We start from the raw sequence: 22,535 nt of genomic DNA on the forward strand, positions 1-22,535 counted from the left end.
GTAGAAAGTCAAATTAACTGATAATATTTGTTTGCAACAAAATATTCCAATTACGAAAAGGAGATGGAATGATGAACGCAACGGGGAGAAGAGAAGTCGGATTTACATGTAAGCTTTTATTGTGCGCATGGATGGGAACATTCTTCTTCAGCTTTGTTGCGCTTAGGGAGGCTTCGGCAGCGGAATTGCCGCGGATGAACACCGTGGAAGCCGCCGGAAACCGGTCGTTCGCGTTGGCGGAAGACGGCAGATTGTGGTCATGGGGAGTGCAATTCCAAAATTCGGATCCATTCAGCATGAACCCGATGAAAATCGTCGAAAGCGGCGTGTCGCAGGTCTCGGCCGGACGCACTCATATGCTGTATGTCCGGAACAACGTCTTATGGGCGCTAGGAGATAACTCGCATAATCAAATTGCTGGCGGAAGCAGTCAATTTTACTCAAACCCCAAGCGGATCGACGGGATATCCGACGTGAAAGCCGCCGCGGCGGGCAATTTCCATACCGTAGCGCTGAAGACGGACAATACGCTGTGGGAGTGGGGCGACAGCCCCTATGACTTTTCGTCGCAGCGCCCGCTAGAAGAGCGTTCCATTCCGATACAAGTGCCGCATTTTACGGGAGACGACTCCGTGGAAGCCGTCTTCGCGGGGGAGAACCGCACGTTCGCGGTGAATTCCGAAGGTGAAGTGTTCGCTTGGGGTTATAACGGCAATGGCGAGCTTGGCATCGGCATGAACGTGGCGCAATGGGAAACGCCGGCCCGCGTGCCCGACCTGACCGATGTCAAATCGGTTGATGCGGGCTCTAACTTCACGATCGCGTTGAAGACTGACGGCACCTTGTGGGCTTGGGGCTCGAACGAATGCGGAATTTTCGGCGTGAGCAGTCCGACGAGGAGTTATTCCAGAACGCCCGTGCAAGTGAAATGGCTCAGCGATATCGTTGAGGTCGCGGTAGGCGATAAGCACGCCATCGCGCTTGGCGCGGACGGGAAAGTACGATCATGGGGATGTCCGATGTACGGCTCCGGGAGTTACCGGCACGTTCCGGTTGTCGTCAATATCCCCGGCAACGTGAAATCGATCGACGCAGGCGCCCATCATTCGTTGGCCGTGACGGATGACGGCCGGCTGTGGGGATGGGGAGACAACGATTACAATAAAGTCGGACCCGTTAACGCCGACTTCCTGGCAGAGCCGTTGAACATTAAGTATACGGAATTCAAACCGTCGGGATTAACGGCTCAACCGGGGCCCGGCAAGGTGAGGCTGACTTGGACGACGCAGTCCTCTCTGGCGAGCGATATCGAATCGCATGTCATACGATGGCGGCTCGAAACGAGCGGCACTTACACCGAAGCGGAATTGGTAGGCGTATCCGATACGGGCGTATATACGTTTGAAGTGCCCAATCTTAAATACTACGCTTTAACGGATTACGTATTTAACGTTTACGCCGTTTCCTCCGCCACCGGAACTCGCAAGAAGTCGACGACCTCCGATTCGATATTCGCGAAGCCGCAACGGGTCATTACGGTTCCGTTCCAAGACGACAACAATCCGTTTACGGATATTATTCGACCTTAATCTCATGAGCGTGTTTCGCGGATCGCTGCAATCCGCGGGGCACGCTCTTTATTTATTCTTCGCTGCCTCCTATACTCGATGCTGGTGGCGCGACGAATCAAGAAGTTTTCGGCATATAGCCTAATTACGGAATAAGTTGAAACTCGGGATTGACGCGATAGCTGCATATTTTCTTGGTACCGCGTTTGGACGATAGAAGCACTTGCTTCTCTGTAAGCGCTCGGAGATGCCGGACCGCCGTCGATCGATGCAGTCCGGAATGTTGCGCGGCATAAGCCGGGGTCAGCGGTTCGGGCATGGACAAAGCGATTCGATACAGCAACATCTCTAAAGGCTCTAACGCGGGTAATTCGGAGCTGAAATCTGGAGCCCGTCTGCCGATCAATTGGCTGATGATAGATTGGCACGCACGCGGTTTCTCAAGGATATCGTCATAGGAGAAGCGAAGCACTAACCACCCATCCAGGATGAGGTGGTTTTGCCGCATCAGTTGGTCGGAAAATTGGTTGCGATTAATATCGCGCCAGTGAGGACCGAAACCGTCGATTTCGATGCAGATCTTACAACCGGCCAGCAAATAGGCAAAGTCGAGAAAACGCCAACCGTCTTTAAAGTCTTTGACTTCGAATTCAGGATGCAGGTTTTTGAGATGACCGAAAAGCGGCCACCACACCTTAATGATGAACAGTTTCTCGGCATGGCCGATCCGCTGCTCCAATCGTCTTCGACGCTCGCCCTTGCTATGCTTAAGGTGCTCTGCAAGCCAGGCGTCGTAAGCTAGCTTTAAGTCTCGATCCATCTGCAGTTCTTCTTTCGCGCGCATCTCATCTACCGCCTTCGTATAAAAATAGCCGCCCTCAGCTAGGTTCGACCCAGCTAAGAGCGGCGTGTGCTTCACGTCCGTGTATGATGGAGTGAATGTACCATGTTATGCGTGCGGGAGCAATAGTTTAGTTGAACATTGTCGCGGAGCGCGACAATGTTGGTGCGATAGCGGCGTGAGGGCCGCAGATTGTCGCGGAGCGCGACAAAGTAGGAGCGATTGCGGCGAGTAGGCGTCAGATTGTCGCGGAGCGCGACAAAGTTGGTGCGATTGCGACGTGTGGGCGTCAGATTGTCGCGGAGCGCGACAAAGTAGGAGCGATAGTGGCGAGTAGGCGTCAGATTGTCGCGGAGCGCGACAAAGTAGGAGCGATAGCGGCGAGTAGGCGTCAGATTGTCGCGGAGCGCGACAAAGTAGGAGCGATAGCGGCGAGTAGGCGTCAGATTGTCGCGGAGCGCGACAAAGTAGGAGCGATAGCGGCGTGTGGGCGTCAGATTGTCGCGGAGCGCGACAAAGTTGGTGCGATTGCGACGTGTGGGCGTCAGATTGTCGCGGAGCACGACAAAGTAGGAGCGATAGCGGCGTGTGGGCGTCAGATTGTCGCGGAGCGCGACAAAGTTGGTGCGATAGCGGCGAGTAGGCGTCAGATTGTCGCGGAGCGCGACAAAGTTGGTGCGATTGCGACGTGTGGGCGTCAGATTGTCGCGGAGCGCGACAAAGTTGGTGCGATTGCGACGTGTGGGCGTCAGATTGTCGCGGAGCGCGACAAAGTTGGTGCGATTGCGACGTGTGGGCGTCAGATTGTCGCGCTCCGCGACAATTACCTGCGTCCCCAGGCCAACATCTTGCGCTGGAACTCCTTCGGCGAGCAGCCGTTAAAGCGCTTGAACATCTTATAGAAGTGGGCCATGTTCGCCATGCCGATCTGGTCGCCGACTTCGGTGACGCTCATGTCGCGGGTGAGGAGCAACTGCTCGGCTCGCTTGATTTTGCGGAAGTTAACGTATTCGGTGAACGACAGCCCCATGATCTTCTTGAAAAATTTCACGAAATAGTAGTAGCTCATGTTCGCCAGCTTGCAGGCGTCTTCCACCGCGATGCGGTCGTCGATGTTCGTCTCGACGTAATCGAGCACAGGCTTGAGGCGAATGCGCTCGACGCGGTCTTGATCGGCGAGCAGTCCGCGGGTGTCGTTGCGAATCAAAATCAGCAGCAGCTTCTTAATGAGCAGGTTGACCGCCAGCTCGTAACCGCTTTCTTTGTCGATCGCTTCTTGGAGGATTTGGCGAATGCACTCGGCGGCTTCCTCGTTCGCCTGCGGATTCTCGCGGAAGACGTAATTCATCGTGCTCAAAGGCACTTTCGTTTCATTAAAATATTGCAAGTAGGGAATCGTACTTTGGTCGAAGAAAGTATTCAAGTCGAATTGAAGCACGATGTAATCCAGGAATCCGCCCGTGTTCCGGTCCCGATGCAGCTGAGAGTTGCCGAGTATAACGACGTCGCCCGCTTGCAGCGTATACGTGACGTCGCTTAAATCGATGTCGAGCTTACCTGACTTCACGAGCATAAGCTCGCATTCCGGATGGTAGTGCCATGCGATGTTGCCGATCTCGCTTCGCGTAGCCTGCCATATTTTCAAGGAGAGCAACGGGTTCTCGTATTCGATCTTCTCTCTGACTGCCTGCATGGGTCGATCCCTCCGATGGCAAAATCGCATATAATCGTCCCATCAGGGCGGATGGGATTCCGAAGCAAATATGTTAAACTAATTGTAGAATGAATACAGCAAACCCGCAAGGAGGACGTGTATTTTGTCAAAAGTTAACGTAGGCATGATCGGCTGCGGCGGAATCGCCATGGGGAAGCACCTTCCTTCGCTAGCCAAAATCCAAGAAGCCCAGGTTGTCGCGTTCTTCGATATTTCGAACGACCGCGCCCAAGAAGCGAAGCATAAATTCGGCACGCCGGATGCGCGGATCTACCAAGACGTATTCGAGCTGCTGCGCGATCCGGACGTTCACGTCGTTCATGTCTGCACGCCGAACGACACGCACGCGGAATTGTCGATCGCCGCGATGGAGCATGGCAAACACGTGTTGTGCGAGAAGCCGATGGCGAAGACGGCCGTGGACGCCCAGCGCATGCTCGAGGTATCGGAGCGCACGGGCAAGAAGCTGAGCATCGCGTATCAGAACCGATTCCGCGCGGATAGCCGGTGGCTGCACGAGGCGTGCAGAGCTGGCGATCTCGGCGAAATCTACATGGCGAAGGCGCACGCGACCCGCCGCCGCGCCGTGCCGACTTGGGGCGTATTCCTCGATCTGGAGAAGCAAGGCGGCGGTCCGCTGATCGATATCGGCACGCACGCGCTCGATCTCGCTCTCTGGTTCATGGACAACTACGAACCGAAAATCGTGCTGGGCTCGTCGTACCGCAAGCTGGCCGAACAAGGCAGCCGGGCGAATATGTGGGGACCTTGGGATCCGGCTAAGTTCACGGTCGAAGATTCGGCGTTCGCGATGATCACGATGAAGAACGGAGCTACCGTGTGGCTCGAATCCAGTTGGGCGCTCAACATCTCCGATCCGGACGAAGCCAAAGTGACGCTATGCGGGACGAAAGCCGGCGCGGACATGCGGGGCGGCCTTCACGTGAACGGCGAGGAGCACGGATTGCTCTATAAACGCGAGGTGCAAATGTCCGGCTACGCCGGCTGGGGCGGCTCGGTTCCGGACGACGCGTCGGAGCATGAAGCGCGGGCATGGATCAACGCCATTCTGAACGACCAATCGCCTGTAGTCACGGCCAAGCAAGGGCTCGTCGTCCAGCAAATTCTCGAGGCGATCTACGAGTCGGCGAACAAAGGTCAAGCGATCAGCTTCGAATAATGTAGATTTGATAGGGATTTGGTTTGGAGCGAAATATCAGCTATTTGCAGTTATTGCACCCTTGAAAGTGGAGAGAGCGTAAAATAACGACAAATCGATAGTTATAATGCGCATATGCCATGCAATCAGGGGTTTTCTTATAAAATAATTGCAAATAGTTGTTATTCGTGCTGTCGGCGGTCGAGTAGTTCGAAATAACGGCAAATGGTTGTTATACATCCTGTCGGTGGTCGAGTTGTTCGAAATAATTGCAAATAGTTGTTATTCGTGCGATAAGCGGAAGACGTTGGATCGAGTCGAGGACGTCGGATCGGGCGGCGTTTGAATTTTTTATTAGAATATGGAAGAGATATCATGTAAACTAGGAATGTAGCAAAGATGAACGCGTGTACATAATGAATGCGCGTCATCTCTATCTTCATTTTTACAAGGAAAGGTTCGGTGAAGGTAACCATGAAGGCTGGCGTATTTATCGTATTGTTCGGCGAGAAACCGTTCGAACAAGCATTGGACACCGTGAAAGCGGCGGGACTCCAAGCCGTAGAAATCGGAACCGGTGCATATCCGGGAACGGCTCACGTGAACGCGCAGACGATCTTGAACGACGAGGCTGCGATCAAGCGAATTCGCGACGCGGTCGACAGCCGAGGGCTGACGATCAGCGCGCTGAGCTGCCACGGCAATCCGCTGCATCCGGACGCATCTCTGGCGAAGGCGCACCACGACGATTTCGTCGCTACCGTGCAATTGGCCGAGAAGCTCGGCGTCGATACGGTCATCACGTTCTCGGGCTGTCCCGGCGACTCCCCGAACTCCAAATATCCGAACTGGGTCACCTGCCCTTGGCCGCCGGATTTCCTGACGATCCTCGAATGGCAATGGAACGAAGTCGCGATTCCGTACTGGAAAGAGCAGTCCGCGTTCTGCCGCAAGCACGGCGTCAAAGTCGCGATCGAGGCTCATCCGGGCTTCCTCGTCTACAACACGGAGACGGCGCTTCGCCTTCGCCGCGAAGCCGGAGACAACATCGGCGTCAACTTCGATCCGTCGCACTTGTTCTGGCAAGGAATGGACCCGATCGAGTGCGTCAAGGCGCTCGGCGATTCGATCTACCACGTGCATGCGAAGGATACGAAAATCGACAAGCGCAACGTCGCGCTTAACGGCGTTCTCGATACGAAGCATTACGGCGATATCCTGAACCGCTCCTTCGTGTTCCGCACGGTCGGGTACGGTCATGACGACGAATTCTGGAAAGACCTCGTCAGCGTGCTGCGTCTCGTCGGATACGACGGCACGATCAGCATCGAACACGAGGACGGCATCATGAGCGTGAACGAAGGCTTCACGAAAGCCGCAGGCTTCCTCAATAGCCTCATCCTGAAAGAAAGCGCGGGTGAAATGTGGTGGGCGTAAAAAAGAAAATCAACGTCGGCATGGTCGGCTATAAATTCATGGGCAAAGCCCATAGTCATGCCTACAAAGACGTAGGAATGTTTTTCGATACCGAAGCGGACGTCGTCATGAAGGCGATCTGCGGACGGGACGAGCAAGGCGTTAAAGAAGCGGCCGAGAAATTCGGCTGGGAGTCCTACGAGACCGATTGGCGCAAGATGGTCGCCCGCGACGACATCGACTTCGTCGACATTAACGCTCCGAGCGACGCGCACAAAGAAATTACGCTGGCGGCTATCGCCGCCGGCAAGCACGTCTTCTGCGAGAAGCCGCTGGCGCTGAATCTCGCGGACGGACGCGAAATGCTCGCAGCGGCGGAGAAAGCGGGCATCAAGCACGCGATCTGCTTCAACTACCGCTTTTTGCCTGCCGTGCAGTTGGCGAAACAAATTATCGATGAAGGCCGCCTCGGCGAAATTCATCATTACCGCGCGACGTACCTGCAGGATTGGCTCGTCGATCCGAACACGCCGCTCGCATGGCGCCTGAAGAAGGAAGTCGCGGGCTCCGGCGCGCACGGCGACATCAACGCGCACAGCATCGACCTCGCTCGCTTCTTAATCGGCGAGTTCGATCGCGTCGTCGGCCATAACCGCACGTTCGTGAAGGAGCGTCCGATCTTAACCGGCTCCGAGGGATTGTCCGGTAAGGGCTCCGCGACCGAGAAGGGCGAAGTAACCGTCGATGACGCGACCGGCTTCCTGGCCGATTTCAAGAACGGCGCGATGGGCGTCTTCGTGGCTTCCCGTTTCGCGGCAGGACGCAAAAACCACAACACGTTCGAAATTCACGGCAGCAAGGGCTCCATCCGTTGGGACCTTGAGAAGCTGAACGAGCTCGAAGTATACTTCCGCGAGGACGAGCCGAACTTGGCGGGCTTCCGCCGCGTTATGGCGACCGAGCCATCCCACAAGTACGCCGGCAATTGGTGGCCGACCGGCCACATTATCGGCTACGAGCACGCGTTCGTTCACATCGTGTACGAGTTCGTGCAGCATATGACGACGAACTCGCCGTTCACCCCGACGTTCTACGACGGCGTGAAGTGCCAAGAGGTGCTCGAGGCGGTCGATCTGTCGATCGAGCGCGGCGCTTGGGTTAACGTAGACGAGGTGTAAAGCGAAATACAGCAAAATTAATAGTGGGACAAATAGAGGTCGTTCTTTGGTCCCGTTACCGAGATACTTCGAACGTCACAAGAAGCCGTTGGAAAACCCCAGCAACTGGGAGATTCCAACGGCTTTTTTGTTGATGAAATATGTAAATAGTCTTATTTTCATGCAAATAGCTTTTCAAACGACCAAAAATTGGATTAAACTATAATCCGTTGCATAATACCACTAATGATTGGAATGATTCTGATGAAAAGCTTTCGAAACAACTTGATTCGAAAAGCCGCAGCGATCATGCTGACTGTGCTGATTTCTGCTAATATGCTCCCTCTAACTGCGAATGCATTTAGCGTTGCTATCATTAATTTTTACCCAGATGACAATATTTTGGGCGGGTATATTGAATCAAAAGATCCATCTAGCATTCAGGTTAAGATTACAACCTCCGTTACGGAAGCGACTTATACCGTTGTTGATGACCTCATATTCAATAAGTATTCTTTTTTATACGATGATAACAACGACTTATATTGGCAAACCGCCTTGAATATTCATAATGTCGACAATATGCCTACCAGCATACAAGTATCCGACGATAACGGCGATAATTGGACAACGTTGTCATTGTCGCAAGATGATCATTCATTCGGGTATAAGAACCCTGCAGAAAACCCTCATTTGGATGTCTATCGTATAAAGGCAACGGAAGATTATTCTTCCGTCTCGGCTGGTACCTATGCTTATATGCAAGGGGGCGACGTCTTAGTCAATTTTACGCCATCCGATGATGACGTGAATGATATCAATTTTACACGGAATATGAAAAGTATCGGGTTCCATTTTAGCAGGGATAACCAATTCGATATGAGTCGGATTACGCCTGATGACTTCAGCCTGTATGACCTTAGCGCTTCTAGCACTCCCACTGTCGTACCGATAACGAAAGTTAATCCTTTCATCATTGATTATGATAGACTCGATCCTATGTATTCGTTCGATATTCTCATGTTTGAGACCGATTCCGGATTGATTAGAGGACATAATTATGTACTCTCTTTGTCGAATACGGCGGGAGGCGATGAAATTAAGCGTCTTCCAGCAGGTACTTACGACTTAGTTGTGTTACTTGGACATCCTTATACACTTGATGGCAATGTAGTTGTTGATTTCACGAATGTTCATAGATTCAATGACGTAAGTATTCGCGATTCTGCTTCGGGAGATTCATCGGCGCCGTCAAATCCGTCATCGAATGAAGGTACTTTGGGTGTCACAACGAATAACGGTAATTTTAGTAAGATCACCATGGGTAATGACGGGGTAGTCCTTGGGCCAGGCTCCGATAGCGTGAAAACCGTGACGACTGCCGACGGCAGGACCGAGACGACGGTATCGCTCGAGAGCAAGGATATGAGCAAGGCGTTCGAAGCGCTTGAATCCAATGCTGCCGCTTCCCACAAGATTCACATTAACGTGGATCAGAAGAGCGACAGCACGAAATTCGAGCTTCCAGCAGGCGCGCTAGCCGATAAGTCGAAGTCCGGCTCGGACACGGTTATCTCCTTTAGTTCCGGTATCGGCAGTATCGATATTCCGATTCGTGCCATCGACTATCAAGAGTTGGCCAAGCAGCTTGGCGTCTCTCTTGAAGACGTTAAACTATTCGTAACGATATCGGCGCCGAATGCCGAACAAGATAACAAAATTCGCGAGCAAGCCAAAGCGCAGAACGTCAATATCTCGAAGATTACAAACTTCAGCGTAGCTGCAACGGGCGGCGGCAAGTCGCAAGAAATCACGAGCTTCGGCAAGACGTACGTGCAGAGAACAATCCAAGTATCCGAGAAGGTTGCGGGCAAGGAATATATGGCAGTCATAATCGATTCGGAGACAGGCGAATTGCAATTCATTCCTTCGAGCGTAAACGCAAAAGGCGAAATCGTCATTATGGCACCGCATGCGAGCACATACGCCATCGTAGAGAAAGCGAAGGTAACTTTCTCCGACATACGGTCCCATTGGGCAAAATCGGATATCGAGACGCTGGCTTCGAAGCTGCTGGTTAAAGGAACTTCCGCTGATACATTCAGCCCGGACAAGGATATTAGCCGCGCCGAGTTTGCCGCACTAATCGCAAGAGGCCTTGGCCTCGAGATGGTCGAATCCGACACGGCCTTTACGGACGTAGCCGCTACAGGCTGGTATGCGAAAGCCGTGCGAGCAACCGTACAAGCCGGCATCGTACAAGGCCGAACCGACACGACGTTCGCTCCGAGCGCAACGATTACTCGGGAAGAGATGTCGGTCATGTTGGCGAAAGCATTGGCGTTCGTCGGCCGGCAACCCGATGTATCCGCTAAACAATCAAGCTTGCTCGCCGCTTTCGCGGACAACGTTAACATCTCCGATTGGGCGAAAGCTTTCGCAGCGCAATCCGTCGACGCCAAAGTATTGAGCGGCGACGCGCAAGGCAAGTTCAATCCGCAACAGAAAGCGACTCGCGCGGAAGCGGTCTCCACGCTTAATAGATTGCTCGACTACATTAAATTCATAAACTAGCCTTTATTCCAATCAGCCGTTCGAGGCTCCCTGACCGGGAAGCTTCGAACGGCTTTTTTGGTTCGGTGTGAGGGAGAGCGAATAACAACAAATCGACGGTTATTGTTGGCGTAAACGAGTGAATAGGAAAAATAACAACAACTCGAAGTTATTTCACCATCATGGATCGAACTCACTGATCTCGGTGGGAAACAGCTGCATATCGTTGTTATTCGGCGCAAGTGACATTTTTAGACGAAATAAATGCAAATCGTTGTTATTGAGCTTAACTTTACAATCTCTTAACCGTGCCCGAACAGTGGCTTGACACGCGAATGGTAGGGTTGGCGAAAGAAGTCATACATAGGAGGGGTTCTCATGACCATAACGGCTGTATTGGATAAGCCTAAGCCCGTTCAGGAGTTGCTCGAACCGATCAAGATCGCCGACTGGATGAAACGTTGCCCGACGGTGACGCCCGATCAGGTATGCGATGATCTCGTCGCGCTATTCCGCCATAACAAGGAGGCCGAATCCGTCGTCGTATGCGACTTTAAGGGATTGCCGATCGGCCTCGTGATGCGGCATCGGTTTTTCCGCATGCTCGGTTCGGCGTTCGGGCTTTCGTTGTTCGGACATCAACCGATCGCGCGATTAATGGATGATCGGCCGCTAATGGCGGACATCGGCATACAGCCTTGGCAGTTGATCGATCGCGCGTTGAAGCGGGACGAAACGACGTTCTACGACGCGGTGCTGCTGACCGATCGCGGCAAGCTGGCGGGAATCGTGACGGTGAACGATCTGCTCCAAATGTCCAGATTGCTGCAAAAGGAAGCGACGAACAAGCAAGTGAGAACGGTACGCGATACGGAAAGCATGATCGGGCAAGTACACGCATCGATCGACAAGGTGTCCGGGACGACTCAAGACACCAGGCTGTTGAGCGACCGAATCGCGGAGATGACGGTGCGAGGCCGTCGCGAGCTCGATGAGATGCTGATCTTGTTCCACATGTGGTCCGATATTGCGCTTCGCCAAGAAAAGGCGGTCGCGGAGCTTACCGATCGGACGAAAGCCGCCGACGGAATCATCAAGCTCATCGCGGAGCTGGCGGACCAGTGCAACCTGCTCGCGGTGAACGCGTCGATCGAAGCGGCCCGTGCCGGCCAGCACGGCAAAGGCTTCGGGGTCGTCGCGGACGAAATCCGCGGCTTGGCCGACCAGACGAAGCAGTCCGCCGTTCAGATCACGCGGCAGTTGCACGCGATGACCGCGGCGGTGAACGGCGCGGCAACGCTCATCCGAGAGGGCAAAGAAGGGGCGGATCGCGGCTTCGTCCAGGTGAAGCGGACCGAGGACACGTTCTCTCAGCTATGGCAGACGTCGGAGCGCAATCACGAGGCGGCTATTCGGCTTATCGAAGCTTGCGCGGAGGCGCAGAACATCTCGCTTCAAATTCGAAGCGAGTTCGGCAAATTAATGAACCAACTTCACGGACCTTCCGGGCAATCGGATTTTACACCGCGTTAACAAAACTATGACTTTCGGTTAACGTTCGGCTTATACAATGAATCTCGTAAGATAAAAAAAAGAGTTTGGAAGGGGAACCTACCGAAATGAAAAAATGGCTGATCCTATCGTTGACCTTAATGTTGGCACTGACCTTGGCTGCATGCGGAAATAACAACAACAACACGGCAGGGAACGCTTCTAACGGAGGCGCAAGCGGATCTCCTAGCGAATCGCCGAGCGAGTCGGCAAGCGAACTCAGCGGATCGATCCTCGCAACGGGCTCCACGGCAATCCAGAAACTCGTCGAACAAGCGGCGCAGAAATTCATGGATAAACACTCGGGCGTATCGATCCAAGTTCAAGGCGGCGGAAGCGGAACGGGCTTGACGCAAGTATCCGAAGGCCAAGCGGACATCGGCAATTCCGACCCGTTCGCGGAAGAGAAGCTTGACGCCGCTAAAGCGGCCGAGCTCGTGGATCACCAAGTCGCTGTCGTCGCGATGGCGGCGGTCGTTAATCCTGACGTTACGGTCGACAACTTGACGAAACAGCAGTTGATCGACATTTTCACGGGTAAAGTCACGAACTGGAAAGACGTCGGCGGAGCCGATGCCAGAATCCAAATCATCAACCGTCCCGCCAGCTCCGGTACCCGCGCGACGTTCGAGAAGTTCGCGCTCGGTCAGAAGACGGAAGACCTTCAAGGCTCGATCCAGGAAGATTCCTCCGGCACGGTTAAGAAGCTCGTCAGCGAAACGCCTGGCGCGATCGGTTACTTGGCTCTGTCCTACTTGGACGACAAAGTCAAGCCGGTGAAATACGAAGGCGTGGAAGCAACGGAAGACAACGTAGCAACCGGAGCTTATCCGATCTGGGCCTACGAGCATATGTACACGAAAGGCGAGCCTACGGGCGCGGTCAAAGCTTTCCTCGACTACATGCTCAGCGACGAAGTCCAGCACGCAGACGTCGTAGAGCTCGGCTATATCCCTACCGGCAAGATGCAAGTGAAGCGCGATGCGCAAGGCAACCTAACGAAGTAATTCATCTATCGCTTATTATGGTCCGGTCAAGGGGCTGACTATTCGCCCCTTGACTGACTGCGTAAAGGGAGAGGTTTATGGCTAAGTCTTACGATCGACTAGAAGGGAAGCCGCATCTTACGGAGGAATGGGTCGGGAAGGCTTACACCTTCGTTTGCATTATGTTCCTCGTCATCACGATATCGTCGATGGTTTACTTCGTCGCTTCCAAAGGGCTTAGCACCTTTCTCGTAAACGGCGTTAACGTCGGCGATCTGCTGACGGGCTTGAAGTGGAATCCGGAAGCGGATATCCCGTTGTTCGGCGCATTGCCGTTCATCTTCGGTTCTTTCAGCACTTCCATTCTAGCGGCGATCATAGCGGCTCCGCTCGGTTTCTGCGCGGCGGTGTTCATGGTCGAAATCGCTCCGAAATTCGGCCGCAAATATATGCAGCCCGTTATCGAATTGCTCGCCGGCATTCCTTCGGTCGTATACGGCTTCGTCGGTCTTAGCGTCATCGTTCCTTTCTTCCGGGATACGTTCCCCGGTCAAGGGATCGGAATCGCGGCAGGCGCCGTCGTGCTCGCCGTCATGATTCTACCTACCATTACGACAATCGCAACGGATGCGCTCGCCGCTCTGCCCGCGGGACTTAAGGAAGGCTCGTACGCGCTCGGCTCCACCCGTTATCAGACGATATCCCGCATCGTGCTTCCGACGACGCTGCCCGCGCAAATGACGGGCATCGTGCTCGGCATCGCGAGAGCGTTCGGCGAAGCGCTGGCCGTTCAAATGGTCATCGGCAACGCCCCGCACATCCCGCATTCCTTATTCGAATCGACTTCCACGCTGACGAGCGCCATCACGCTCAGCATGGGCAACACGTCGATGGGATCGGTTCATAATAACGCGCTCTGGTCGCTGGCGCTGATCTTGATGCTGATGACGTTCGTGTTCGTATTCATTATCCGCATGCTGGAAAGGAGATCGAAACTGTGAAAGCCAAAACCGTCGATAAAATCGCGACAGGCGTCTTCATTGGCATCGCGGCATTCATCGTCCTTCTGCTTGCCAGCTTGTTAGGTTATATACTCGTTCGCGGCGTCAGCCATATCAGCTGGCAGTTCCTAACGTCGCCTCCCCAGACGATTCGCGAAGGCGGCGGCATCGGTCCGCAGTTGTTCAACTCGGTGTTCCTGCTCGTGCTTACGATGATCATAACGATCCCGATCGGGATCGGAGCGGGCATCTACATGAGCGAGTATGCCAAGCCGAACAAAATGACCGGGTTCATTCGTCTCGTCGTCGAAGTGTTGTCTTCTTTTCCGTCTATCATCGTCGGTTTGTTCGGATTGCTCGTGTTCGTTAACTTTTTCGACTTCGGATTCTCTCTGTTCTCGGGCGCGCTCGCGCTCACCGTATTCAACCTGCCGCTTATGGTTCGCATTACGGAGCAAGGATTGAAGGGCGTACCCTTGTCCCAGAAAGAGGCGAGTCTCGCTCTAGGCATATCGAAGTGGACAACGATTCGTTCGGTTATGCTGCCCGTCGCGCTTCCGGTTATCCTGACAGGAACGATTCTTGCGGCAGGACGTATATTCGGCGAAGCCGCCGCGTTGATGTTCACGGCCGGCATGAGCAGCCCGAGACTGGATTTCACGAATTGGAATCCGCTGGACGCGGTATCTCCTCTCAATCCGTTCCGTCCTGCCGAGACTCTCGCCGTTCATATATGGAAAGTCAATTCCGAAGGCATCGCGCCCGATACGCCGGAAATCGCCGCGGGAGCTTCCGCCGTTCTCGTCATCCTGGTGCTCGTATTCAATCTAGGCGCTCGGATGCTAGGCCGCTATGTGCACCGTAAATTTACAGCCACGAAATAGGGGGGAATTACCATGGCAGAAATCGCCCTATCCGCTAAAAACTTAAGCGTGCATTACGGAGCCCACGGCGCGGTCCGCAACGTCTCGCTGGACTTCGCGGCCAAGTCGGTAACGGCGCTGATCGGTCCGTCGGGATGCGGCAAATCGACGTTCCTGCGCAGCTTGAACCGGATGAACGATCTTATTCCGAACTGCAAAGTAACCGGGGAAATCTGGATGAAGGACCGCGACATCAACGCTCCGGGCACGGACGTCGTCGCGATTCGCCAGAAGATCGGCATGGTGTTCCAGCGCCCGAATCCTTTTCACAAATCGATCTACGAGAACATCGCTTACGGACCTCGCTACCACGGCGTGAAGAACAAGAAGAAGCTGGACGAAATCGTAGAGGAATCGCTAACGAGAGCGGCTCTGTGGGACGAGACGAAGGATCGCCTGCACAAATCCGCGCTGGCGTTGTCCGGCGGACAGCAACAGCGGCTGTGCATCGCGCGCTCCATCGCGGTGAAGCCCGACATGATTCTGATGGACGAACCGGCTTCCGCGCTCGATCCCGTCTCTACGGCGAAGATCGAAGAGCTGATCTCGGAACTGAAGCGGGAATTCTGCATCGTAATCGTTACGCACAACATGTATCAAGCGGCCAGGGTGTCGGAGAAAACGGCGTTCTTCTTGACCGGCCAAGTCGTGGAGTACGATTCGACGGACAAAATGTTCACGGATCCGGAAAGAGCGGAAACGAGCGACTACATCTCGGGTCGTTTCGGATAAATCATCCTTTCGAACAGGGGATAGGACCATGACTGCGAACGCAATCATCGATATCAACGATCTGAACTTATATTACGGCGATTTCCATGCGCTGAAGAATGTATCCATGGACATTCCGGAGAAGGCGATTACCGCGTTCATCGGGCCGTCCGGATGCGGCAAATCGACGCTGCTTCGCACGTTCAACCGGATGAACGATATGATCGCCGGTACGCGGATCGACGGGACAGTAGCGATCGCGGGAACCGACATCTACTCGAACGAGGTGGACGTGGAGACGCTTCGCAAACGCGTTGGCATGGTGTTCCAGCAGCCGAATCCTTTTCCGAAGTCGATCTACGACAATATCGCTTACGGCCCTCGCCTCCACGGCGTTACCGATCGCCGCAGGCTGGACGAAATCGTCGAGACGAGCTTGCGTTCGGCGGCGTTGTGGGAAGAAGTGAAGGACCATCTGAAACGCTCGGCGTTAAGTATTTCCGGCGGCCAGCAGCAACGCTTGTGCATCGCGCGGGCGCTAGCCGTCGAACCGGATATTCTGCTGATGGATGAGGCGACGTCGGCCCTTGACCCGATCTCGACGCTGAAGATCGAAGAATTGGCGCAGGAGCTTAAGGACCGCTATACGATCGTGATGGTCACGCACAATATGCACCAAGCGGCTCGCGTATCGCAGCAGACCGTGTTTTTCCTGAACGGGGAAGTCGTCGAATACGCGGAGACGGAGCGGCTGTTCTCCAATCCGACCGACCAACGCACGGAAGACTACATTAGCGGAAGATTCGGCTGATACCGGGGGGAATCGAGAATGATGGTTAAACGCAAAGAGTTCGATCTTGGACTGGAAGAGATGCAGAAGATTCTTGCCGAAATGGGCGAGAGAGTGGATAATGCGCTGACGAGATCGATGAAGGCGCTCAAGGACGTCGATATCGCGACCGCGCAGAAGATCGTTGCCGAAGATTCCGAGCTGAACCAGATGGAAGAGAGGATCAGCGAGATCGGAGCGAAGCTGATCGCTACGCAGCAGCCTGTAGCCAAGGATTTGCGCCGCATTCTGATCGCCTTCAAAATTTCATCCGATCTGGAGCGAATGGGCGACCTGTCGGTCGATATCGCGAAGGCCGTGCTTAGGCTGGACGGACAGGAGCTGATCAAGCCGCTGCTCGATCTGCCCCGCATGGCGGATATCGTAAGCGTCATGATTCAAGAGTCCGTGCAATCCTACGTGGACGAGAACGTCGATCTTGCTTATAAAAGCGCCAAGGACGACGACCAAGTCGACGCGTTGTACGCGCAGATCCTCCGCGAGCTGTTCGCGCTTATGGTCGAGCATCCGAAGACGGTCGGTCAAGCGATGCTGCTCAGTTTCGTGGGACGCTATATCGAGCGGATCGCGGACCATGCGACGAACATCAGCGAGAGCGTCGTCTACCTCGTCACCGGCACGCGCCCGGATTTGAACCAATAACGAACCGCATAGGAAGAGTCGATCCGTGTCGGATGGGCTCTTTTTTGCGCCTCGTTAACGGAACGAAAACGTTGTCTTTACAGCGAAGCGATAAGGTGATGAACATAGATTATCGGGAGCCGATCGAGATGGACAAGCGGGCATCGAGCGGCCCGTCGTGGAACGAAGAGCCGGCATGCCCGTTGGGTGAAATGCTTCATTGTTCATGTAGCTTCCCGCCATGGATTTTGCAATCGACGATGAAGTTCCTTGTAATAAAATCAGGATGGGACAGGGATATCACCGTGGCCCATCCTGATTTGCTTTTCCAGCTAACCGCCCAGAATATCTATGCCGTACTTGGCGGCTGTCGAGACCAGCAGTCCCACATCCTCCGGGTTGGGAGGGAGCCCGGGTCCCGGCAGCAGAGGGCCCGGAAGATGGACCGCCAATTCCTTAACGAACTTATCGAATCCGGCAGGGTAAGCGGTGACGATATACTTCGCTTCGTTCGTCTCCAGTCGAAAGCTATGAACGATGCCGCGCGGAGCGAACAGATAAGTGCCCGGTTTCGCATGATAGACTTTATCGCCGATCGTGTATTCGATCTCGCCTTCCAAGATAAAGAAAGATTCATCTTCTCTGTGATGGACATGCGGAGGCGGTTCGCAGCCTTTGGTCTCCACCATCTGCAAGATGGCGAATTGTCCGTCCGTCTCATCGCCGCTCACCAGCAGAGACGAGGTGTTGCCTAAGAACTTAAACGTATTCGTATCATTAACTTGCGTGCAAATCGGTTGAATCGCCATGAATATCCTCCTAACAATAGGTTTGTTTTGATTCGTTATATCTTCTTACGTCCAGCTGTTATAGGCACCTCCTCCCGATTTTGCGGATGTAAAAATAAATATCATTTATATAATCGCTTCCATGTAATAATCTGTCAATATCCGCGAGGGTATCCAGAGCCGTGCGACCCCTGCAACACTATGGTAAAATGGCTGTATGGTTGTTTAAACAGTCGAACTGGCGGGGTGGGCGCTCATGGGTAACCCGAAGGACAAGCTATTATTGATCGACGGCAACAGTATCGTATTCCGCGCTTTCTTCGCGCTTCCGCCGCTGACGAACAGCAGCGGTTTGCAGACGAACGCGATTTTCGGATTCACGACGATGCTGCTCAAGGTGCTGGAGGAAGAGAAACCGACGCACGTGCTCGTCGCGTTCGACGCGGGCAAGGTAACGTTCCGGCACGAGGGTTATGCCGACTACAAAGGCGGACGCGAGAAGACGCCGCCGGAGCTCAAGGAGCAGTTCCCGGTACTGAAAGAGCTGCTGAAGGCGTTCTCGATCTCGCAGTTCGAGCTGCCGGGGTACGAGGCGGACGACATCATCGGCACGCTGTCGAAGCAGGCGGAAGCGGATGGACGCGACGTCGTCGTCGTATCGGGCGATAAAGATTTGCTGCAGCTGGCCAGCGATCGCGTCACCGTGCTGCTGACCCGCAAAGGCGTCAGCGAAGTGGAACGGTACGACCCTGCGCAGATCGGGGAGCGATACGGACTTACGCCTGCGCAGATTATCGATCTGAAGGGGCTTATGGGCGATACGAGCGACAACATTCCCGGCATTCCCGGCGTCGGCGAGAAGACGGCGCTTAAGCTGCTGCACGAGTACGGCTCGGTCGAGAACGTACTCGTGCACGCGGGCGAGATCAAAGGCAAGCTGGGCGAGAAAGTCGTGGAGCACAGCGATAGCGCGCGGATGAGCAAGCAACTGGCGACGATCTTCCGCGAGGTGCCGCTAACCCATACCGTAGACGACGTTACCTATGCCGGTTATGACGCGGCAACGCTCGGAACGGCGCTGCGCAAGCTGGAGTTCAAATCGCTCGTCGAGCGGCTCGATCTCGGCGGCGCGGAGGTTCAAGACGCGGAAGGCGTGGAACAGGCCGACGCGTTCGATGTCGTTCGCGTGGAAGAAGTGGGCTGGAGCGGATTGAACGATGCGCTCCCGCAGGCCGAGTCTTTCTACGTGGAAGCGATCGGAGACAACCCTCACCAGAGCGAAGGGATCGGTATCGCGATCGCAGCCGGGACTCAGGTGTTCACGATTCCGTACTCGCTGTTGAAGACGAGCGATGCGGGACCGTTGATCTCATGGTTCGGCAACGCCGACGCGCCGAAGACGGGCTACGACTTCCATCGGACGCAGCTCGTGCTTGCTTGGTCCGGTATCGAATTGAAAGGACAGTCGTTCGACGTCCAGATGGCCGCGTACGTACTCGATCCGACCGACACCGATCTGTCGCTGAACGGACTGCTCGTAAAGCATGGCTTGTCGTCGATTCCATCGGACGAATCGGTGTACGGCAAAGGCGCGAAGTTCCATGTGCCTGACGCCGACATATTGTCCGGTCACTTGGCTGCGAAGGCGGATGCGGTTCGCCGCTTGAAGCCTTCGCAGTCCGCGAAGCTTGAGGAGCTCGGCATGCACGAGTTGTTCTACGAGCTCGAGCAGCCGCTTTCCATCGTGCTCGCGGGCATGGAGAAGCAAGGGGTGTCCGTCCAGGCTTCCGCGCTGCAGGACCTGGGCTCGCAGTTCGAACGCCGCATCGAAGAGATGATGACGACGATTCATCGACTGGCGGGCTTCGAATTCAATATCGGCTCTCCGAAACAGTTGGGCGAAGTACTCTTCGAGAAGCTGGGCTTGCCGGTCATCAAGAAGACGAAAACCGGCTATTCGACGGACGCCGAGGTGCTGGAGAAGCTGGAGCCGTACCACGAGATCGTTCGCCAAATCCTGCAATACCGTCAGTTGACGAAGCTGCAATCGACGTACATCGAGGGCTTGCTGAAAGAAATTCGTCCCGAATCGGGCAAAATCCATACGTACTACCGGCAGACGATCGCGGCGACCGGACGGCTGTCCAGCCAATATCCGAACTTGCAGAACATTCCGATCCGGATGGAGGAAGGGCGGCAAATTCGCAAGGCTTTCGTGCCGGCCGAGCCGGGCTGGCGCATTCTGGCCGCCGACTACTCGCAGATCGAGCTGCGCGTGCTTGCGCACATCTCCGGCGACGAAGGGCTGAAGGAAGCGTTCGTCAAGGAGCTGGACGTACACACGAAGACGGCGATGGACGTATTCGGCGTCTCCGCCGACCAGGTCGACGCGAATATGCGCCGCCAAGCGAAGGCGGTCAACTTCGGCATCGTGTACGGAATCAGCGATTACGGCTTATCGCAGAACTTGAACATTACGCGGCGCGAGGCGGCCGAGTTTATCGAGCAATATTTTCAGGCGTTCCCCGGCGTGCGGCGTTATATGGACACGGTCGTCGAGCAAGCGAGACAAGACGGCTACGTGACGACGTTGCAAGGACGCCGTAGATACCTGGCGGATATTAAAGCGTCCAATTTCAACCTGCGGTCGTTCGCGGAACGGACGGCGATGAATACGCCGATTCAAGGGACGGCGGCGGATATCATCAAGCTGGCCATGCTTCGGATGAACGACGCGATCGGGCAGCGCGGACTGAAGAGCCGCATGCTGCTGCAGGTGCATGACGAACTCGTATTCGAGGTGCCGGAAGAGGAGCTCGCCGTTATGGAGAAGCTCGTGCCGGAGACGATGGCGTCCGCGATGAAGCTGGACGTGCCGCTCGTCGCCGACGTCAGCGTCGGCATGAACTGGTACGAAGCGAAATAAAGCCGCGGCGCGGCGTTAGCAACACGAGAAAGGTGGATTAGAGCGATGCCGGAATTGCCGGAGGTCGAGACCGTCTGTCGTACGTTAAACGAATTGATCGCAGGCAAGCGGATCGACCGCGTCAGCGTGAAGCTGCCCCGGATCATCCAGCGGCCGGCCGATCCGGACCTGTTCGAAGTCCGGCTTGCGGGAAGAACGTTCCAATCGGTCGAGCGGCGGGGGAAGTTCATCCGGCTGCTCCTCGACGGACTCGTCCTCGTCTCTCATCTGAGGATGGAGGGACGGTACGGGCTGTATAAGCAGGAAGAACCGATGGAGCCGCATACGCACGTTATTTTTCATTTTACCGACGGGACGGAATTGCGATATAAAGACGTGCGCCAGTTCGGTACGATGCATCTATTCTCGCCCGGGGAAGAATTAGCGTCCGCGCCGCTGAATAAGCTTGGAATAGAGCCGCTCGACGAGTCGTTCACGTTCGAGGCGTTCCGCCAAGCGATCGGCAAGAGGTCGACGAAGATTAAGCCGCTGTTGCTGAACCAGGAAGTGATCGTCGGACTCGGCAACATTTACGTGGACGAGGCGCTGCACGAAGCGGGAATTCACCCGGAGACGGAAGCGGATCTGCTGAAGACGCAAGAACTGGAGCGGCTGCACGCGGCGATCGTACGGACGCTGTCCGCCGCCGTCGAAGCGGGAGGCTCGTCGATCAAGTCCTACGTAAACGGGCAAGGCGAGATGGGGATGTTCCAGCATCGCCTTCGCGCTTACGGCAGAACCGGCGAACCTTGCGACCGGTGCGGAACGTTGATCGAGAAATCCGTCGTCGGGGGCAGGGGGACGCATGTGTGTCCGGTCTGCCAGAAGCGCCGCGGGAAGACCGGAGCGGCGGTTCGCAGCCGCGCTGCGGGAACGAACGCGGTGAAGCAACGGTTGGACGGAAAGCGGAAGAAGTAGGCATTCGCCTGCAATCGAGCAAACACGCGGGGCATTCCTCCGAAAGCGTGCATAGGATGAACGTAGACCGCCCGGCAGACGGGCGGGAACGCATCCGCGCAGGAGGAACGCAGTCATGCTTGCACATCTTGCTTCGATCTTATTGCTGGCGTTCGCCGTAAGTTTGGACGGTTTCGGAGTCGGCATAACGTACGGCATACGTAAAATCAAAATACCGGTGCTATCGATCTTCATCATCGCCTTATGTTCGGGACTCATCATTCTGCTGTCGATGATGGTCGGCGTAGCGATGAGCGGTTGGTTGTCTCCGCACGGCGCTTCGATGATCGGCGCCGGCATCTTGATCGCGATCGGGTCATGGGCCTTGTATCGGTTCCTGACGAATGGGGATAACGAGAAGGAAGGGCCTGCGAAGCCGGCGGTTGTCGATTCGGCAGCCGGAGATCCGCCCGATCGGGTTGCCGTTCTGACGCTCGAGCTTCGGCTCTTCGGCATTATGATTCAGATCTTGCGCACGCCGTCGGTCGCCGACGTGGATCGTTCGGGCACGATCAGCGCGGGCGAAGCTTTCCTGCTCGGCGCGGCGCTGTCGCTCGATGCGTTCGGTGCCGGTATCGGCGCGGCTTTGGTCGGTTTTCAGCCTGGGATCACGGCTTTGCTGATCGCTGCCTCCAGCGGGCTTTTCCTCTGGATGGGAACGAGGGTCGGCTTCTGGGCGTCGGGCATCCGGTGGGTACGGCAGCTCTCGATGCTGCCGGGTATTATTCTCATCGCGATGGGGATATTCAAAATGTTCTAGAAGGAAGAGATACG

Annotated in this window: 18 protein-coding genes; 15 read left to right on the plus strand and 3 right to left on the minus strand. The window is 55.1% G+C overall.

The genetic code is table 11. The features are described from left to right. Nucleotides 1-71 precede the first annotated feature (71 nt). The gene (locus COHPA_RS0120070; protein ID WP_027087936.1) at nt 72-1,589 is read left to right on the plus strand and encodes an RCC1 domain-containing protein; all 1,518 of its coding nucleotides are present in this window, start codon (nt 72-74) and stop codon (nt 1,587-1,589) included. A 124-nt stretch (nt 1,590-1,713) separates the two neighbouring features. Here COHPA_RS0120070 and COHPA_RS0120075 read toward each other — a convergent pair whose 3' ends face one another. Next, entirely contained in the window at nt 1,714-2,412 is a 699-nt protein-coding gene (locus COHPA_RS0120075) for a hypothetical protein (protein WP_027087937.1), read from the minus strand. An 820-nt stretch (nt 2,413-3,232) separates the two neighbouring features. Further along, nucleotides 3,233-4,102, minus strand: coding sequence for a helix-turn-helix domain-containing protein (locus tag COHPA_RS0120080; protein WP_027087938.1), 870 nt, complete (start codon nt 4,100-4,102; stop codon nt 3,233-3,235). Between the two features lie 124 nt (nt 4,103-4,226). Here COHPA_RS0120080 and COHPA_RS0120085 point away from each other — a divergent pair, with 124 nt between their 5' ends. From COHPA_RS0120085 to phoU, 11 genes are all read left to right on the plus strand, one after another. Beyond that, nucleotides 4,227-5,303, plus strand: a complete 1,077-nt coding sequence (locus COHPA_RS0120085; RefSeq protein WP_027087939.1) for a Gfo/Idh/MocA family protein — start codon at nt 4,227-4,229, stop codon at nt 5,301-5,303. A 453-nt stretch (nt 5,304-5,756) separates the two neighbouring features. Continuing rightward, nucleotides 5,757-6,719 (plus strand): sugar phosphate isomerase/epimerase family protein, encoded by a 963-nt coding sequence (locus COHPA_RS0120090; RefSeq protein WP_027087940.1) that lies wholly within the window; start codon nt 5,757-5,759, stop codon nt 6,717-6,719. 20 nt (nt 6,720-6,739) lie between these two features. Beyond that, nucleotides 6,740-7,876 (plus strand): Gfo/Idh/MocA family protein, encoded by a 1,137-nt coding sequence (locus tag COHPA_RS0120095; RefSeq protein WP_035121510.1) that lies wholly within the window; start codon nt 6,740-6,742, stop codon nt 7,874-7,876. Nucleotides 7,877-9,217: 1,341 nt separating this feature from the next. After that, a complete protein-coding gene (locus COHPA_RS25875) occupies nt 9,218-10,429 on the plus strand; it encodes an S-layer homology domain-containing protein (protein ID WP_027087943.1) in 1,212 nt (403 codons plus the stop codon). A gap of 357 nt (nt 10,430-10,786) precedes the next feature. After that, on the plus strand, nt 10,787-11,941 hold the full coding sequence (locus COHPA_RS0120110; protein ID WP_027087944.1) for a methyl-accepting chemotaxis protein: 1,155 nt from the start codon (nt 10,787-10,789) through the stop codon (nt 11,939-11,941). Between the two features lie 86 nt (nt 11,942-12,027). Further along, nucleotides 12,028-12,966, plus strand: a complete 939-nt coding sequence (locus tag COHPA_RS0120115; RefSeq protein WP_027087945.1) for a phosphate ABC transporter substrate-binding protein — start codon at nt 12,028-12,030, stop codon at nt 12,964-12,966. A gap of 77 nt (nt 12,967-13,043) precedes the next feature. Next, entirely contained in the window at nt 13,044-13,946 is a 903-nt protein-coding gene (gene pstC / locus COHPA_RS0120120) for a phosphate ABC transporter permease subunit PstC (protein ID WP_027087946.1), read from the plus strand. Next, nucleotides 13,943-14,830 (plus strand): phosphate ABC transporter permease PstA, encoded by an 888-nt coding sequence (gene pstA, locus COHPA_RS0120125; protein WP_027087947.1) that lies wholly within the window; start codon nt 13,943-13,945, stop codon nt 14,828-14,830. The genes pstC and pstA overlap by 4 nt, the downstream gene beginning before the upstream one ends. A gap of 12 nt (nt 14,831-14,842) precedes the next feature. Then, a complete protein-coding gene (gene pstB / locus COHPA_RS0120130) occupies nt 14,843-15,601 on the plus strand; it encodes a phosphate ABC transporter ATP-binding protein PstB (protein WP_027087948.1) in 759 nt (252 codons plus the stop codon). A gap of 28 nt (nt 15,602-15,629) precedes the next feature. Then, nucleotides 15,630-16,391: a phosphate ABC transporter ATP-binding protein PstB gene (gene pstB / locus COHPA_RS0120135; protein ID WP_027087949.1), complete on the plus strand. Its 762-nt coding sequence runs from the start codon at nt 15,630-15,632 to the stop codon at nt 16,389-16,391. Between the two features lie 21 nt (nt 16,392-16,412). Further along, on the plus strand, nt 16,413-17,072 hold the full coding sequence (phoU, locus tag COHPA_RS0120140) for a phosphate signaling complex protein PhoU (RefSeq protein ID WP_035121512.1): 660 nt from the start codon (nt 16,413-16,415) through the stop codon (nt 17,070-17,072). 311 nt (nt 17,073-17,383) lie between these two features. Here phoU and COHPA_RS0120145 read toward each other — a convergent pair whose 3' ends face one another. Continuing rightward, entirely contained in the window at nt 17,384-17,860 is a 477-nt protein-coding gene (locus COHPA_RS0120145; protein ID WP_027087951.1) for a cupin domain-containing protein, read from the minus strand. Between the two features lie 235 nt (nt 17,861-18,095). Here COHPA_RS0120145 and polA point away from each other — a divergent pair, with 235 nt between their 5' ends. From polA to ytaF, 3 genes are all read left to right on the plus strand, one after another. Then, complete coding sequence (gene polA / locus COHPA_RS0120150) at nt 18,096-20,765, plus strand: DNA polymerase I (protein WP_027087952.1); 2,670 nt, start codon at nt 18,096-18,098, stop codon at nt 20,763-20,765. 45 nt (nt 20,766-20,810) lie between these two features. Then, nucleotides 20,811-21,722, plus strand: coding sequence for a DNA-formamidopyrimidine glycosylase (gene mutM / locus COHPA_RS0120155; RefSeq protein ID WP_027087953.1), 912 nt, complete (start codon nt 20,811-20,813; stop codon nt 21,720-21,722). A 115-nt stretch (nt 21,723-21,837) separates the two neighbouring features. Beyond that, complete coding sequence (gene ytaF / locus COHPA_RS0120160) at nt 21,838-22,521, plus strand: sporulation membrane protein YtaF (RefSeq protein ID WP_027087954.1); 684 nt, start codon at nt 21,838-21,840, stop codon at nt 22,519-22,521. Nucleotides 22,522-22,535 lie beyond the last annotated feature (14 nt).

The sequence above is a fragment of the Cohnella panacarvi Gsoil 349 genome (assembly GCF_000515335.1).
In the GTDB taxonomy this organism is placed as follows: Bacteria; Bacillota; Bacilli; order Paenibacillales; family Paenibacillaceae; genus Cohnella; species Cohnella panacarvi.